The sequence below is a fragment of the Streptomyces sp. NPDC002690 genome (assembly GCF_053592415.1).
Genome location: NZ_JBSFVR010000578.1, coordinates 1 through 3029 on the forward strand (window position 1 = coordinate 1; position 3029 = coordinate 3029).

The 3029-nt window shown below is 71.7% G+C and carries 2 protein-coding genes; one reads left to right on the forward strand and one right to left on the reverse strand.

Going from position 1 to position 3029, the window contains the following annotated elements:
* Window positions 1-360: 360 nt before the first annotated feature.
* Window positions 361-1764, reverse strand: coding sequence for a cystathionine beta-synthase (locus tag ACWD3D_RS35415; RefSeq protein ID WP_451464782.1), 1404 nt, complete (start codon window positions 1762-1764; stop codon window positions 361-363).
* 156 nt (window positions 1765-1920) lie between these two features.
* Between ACWD3D_RS35415 and ACWD3D_RS35420 the strand changes: the two genes are divergently transcribed.
* Window positions 1921-3029 (forward strand): SGNH/GDSL hydrolase family protein (locus ACWD3D_RS35420; protein WP_451464783.1); only part of this gene is annotated, 1109 nt, incomplete at its 3' end.

Genomic DNA, 3029 nt, shown 5'->3' on the forward strand with positions numbered 1-3029 from the left:
GGACGCCCTGATGCCGTCGACGTGGTCGTGGACGGCGGAGAACGCGATGAGCAGCGCTGCCGCGAACATGACAGCCGCCGTCGGCGAAGCATGTCGCGGGGACCGCCGCACCCCCGGTCGCCCGGGGGGCGGGACGACGGCGGTCCCCGCGAGGGACGCGGTCCGGGTCAGGGCCGGGCGCTCGCGTCCTGGCGACTTTGGAGGTCCGGGAGCCGCTCCGTAGTCCATGTCGCCGTATCGGGTGCCGGCGGGTTTCCCTGCCGACACCCATCAATCTGCCTGATCCGTGTTAAGCGGGTGCTGCGTGGACGTGACGCGCTCGTACCAGTTCTGCGACGAGGCTCCCGCACATCGGGCGTATCAGGCGGAGACGCCGCTCTCCTCGGCCAGGAAGGAGAGGAGATCCTGCCTGCTCACGACCCCCTTGGGCTTGCCTTCGACCAGTACGATCGCGGCGTCGGCAGCGCCGGAGCCGCTGAGCACGGCCATCAGGTCCTCGACCGGTTCGCCCGATCCGACCTGGGGAAGCGGGTCCGACATGTGCTTCTCCAGCGGGTCGGTGAGCTGGGCGCGCTTGGTGAACAGGGCGTCCAGCAGTTCCCGCTCGACGACCGAGCCGACGATCTCGGCGGCCATCACGTCGGGGTGTCCGGCGCCGGGCTTCACGATCGGCATCTGGGAGACGCCGTACTCACGCAGCACCTCGATGGCCTGGCCGACCGTCTCGTCCGGGTGCATGTGGACGAGCGAGGGCATCGGGCCCTCCTTGTGGGCGAGCACCGCGTCGACGCGGGCGGAGGGGCCGGCGTCCTCCAGGAAGCCGTAGTCGGCCATCCACTCGTCGTTGAAGATCTTGCTGAGGTAGCCGCGTCCGCTGTCCGGCAGCAGGACGACCACGACGTCGTCCGGGCCGAGGCGCCGGGCGACCTCCAGCGCGGCGACGACCGCCATGCCGCAGGAGCCGCCGACGAGCAGCCCCTCCTCCTTGGCGAGGCGGCGGGTCATCTGGAAGGAGTCCTTGTCCGAGACGGCGACGATCTCGTCCGTGACGGTCCGGTCGTAGGCGGACGGCCAGAAGTCCTCGCCGACGCCTTCCACCAGGTACGGGCGCCCGGAGCCGCCGGAGTAGACCGAGCCCTCCGGGTCGGCGCCGACCACGGTGACCGCGCCTTCGCTGATCTCCTTCAGATAGCGGCCGGTTCCGGTGATGGTGCCTCCGGTGCCGACGCCCGCGACGAAGTGGGTGATCCGCCCCTCCGTCTGCTCCCACAGCTCGGGACCGGTGGTCTCGTAGTGGGAGCGCGGGTTGTTCGGGTTGGAGTACTGGTCGGGCTTCCAGGCTCCGGGGGTCTCACGGACCAGCCGGTCGGAGACGTTGTAGTACGAGTCGGGGTGCGAGGGATCGACGGCCGTCGGGCAGACGACGACCTCGGCGCCGTACGCGCGCATCACGTTGATCTTGTCCATGGACACCTTGTCCGGGCAGACGAAGACGCACTTGTACCCCTTCTGCTGCGCGACGATCGCGAGGCCGACGCCGGTGTTGCCGCTCGTCGGCTCGACGATGGTGCCGCCGGGCCGCAGTTCGCCGCTCGCCTCCGCCGCCTCGATCATGCGCAGCGCGATGCGGTCCTTCACCGAGCCGCCGGGGTTGAAGTACTCGACCTTGGCCAGGACGGTCGCCTGAATGCCGGCCGAGACGCTCCGCAGCCTGACCAGCGGGGTGTTGCCGACAAGACTGATCATCGAATCGTGGAATTTCACCGTGTACTCCGGGATCTCCGAGATGGTCCGGCTCAGAGTATGCGTACGGGCACCACATTGGGCGAAGCGATTGGACGCATCCCCCTGCGGGGCAGGTAGGTACGTGTACGGCTGAGTGGCGAGAAGGAGGTGGACCGCACGGTGTCGACGGCAAGAGTGGCACGGCGGATCGCGGCGGGCGCCGCGTTCGGCGGCGGCAGCATCGGGCTCATCGGGGCGGCGACGGTCGGCCTCGTCCTGGCCGAGGTGCAGCTTGCGAAGCGGCAGGTGGGCGGAGGTATCGCCCCGGTTCCACCGAGTGCGGACGGACGGTACGGCGTGGCCTTCGCCGGTCCCGCCGATCCGCTCCGACTGGCTCTGCTCGGTGACTCGACGGCGGCCGGGCAGGGGGTGCGGCGGGCCGGCCAGACGCCGGGGGCTCTCCTCGCCTCGGGGCTGGCGGCGGTCGCGGAACGGCCGGTGGACATGCGCAACGTGGCCCTTCCGGGGGCCAGGTCGGACGATCTGGAGCGGCAGGTGGCACTGTTGCTGGCCGATCCGTCGCGGTACCCGGACGTCTGCGTGATCATGATCGGCGCGAACGACGTGACCCACCGGATGCCCGCCACGCAGTCGGTGCGCTGTCTGACCACCGCCGTGCGCAGGCTGCGGACGGCGGGCGCGGAGGTGGTCGTCGCGACCTGCCCGGACCTCGGCACGATCGAGCCGGTCTACCAGCCGCTGCGGTACCTGGCCCGCCGGGTCAGTCGGCAGCTCGCGGCGGCCCAGACCATCGGCGCGGTGGAGCAGGGCGGGCGCACGGTCTCGCTGGGCGATCTGCTGGGGCCGGAGTTCGAGGCCAACCCGCGCGAGCTCTTCGGCCCGGACAACTACCACCCCTCGGCCGAGGGGTACGCCACCGCGTCGATGGCGGTGCTGCCGACGCTCTGCGCGGTGCTCGGGCTCTGGCCGGAGACGGATCATCTCGACGGCTCCCGGCGCGAGGACATACTGCCGGTGGCGAAGGCGGCCTCGCAGGCGGCCCGCGAGGCCGGTACGGAGGTCACGGGGGCGCGCGCTCCCTGGGCCCTGCTCAAGCACCGCAGGCGGAGGCGTCTGCCCGCGCACACGGAACCCCACCCGCACCCGGAGACCCCCGAGTCCCCGGAGCCCCCGGAGACGCCGGAGTCCCGGGGGGAGCGCGCGGCGGAGCATCCGCCGGAGCGCGCGACGGACGTTCCGGACCGGCGCGACGGGCGCGGCGGTCCGGAGGCGGGCGGGACCGG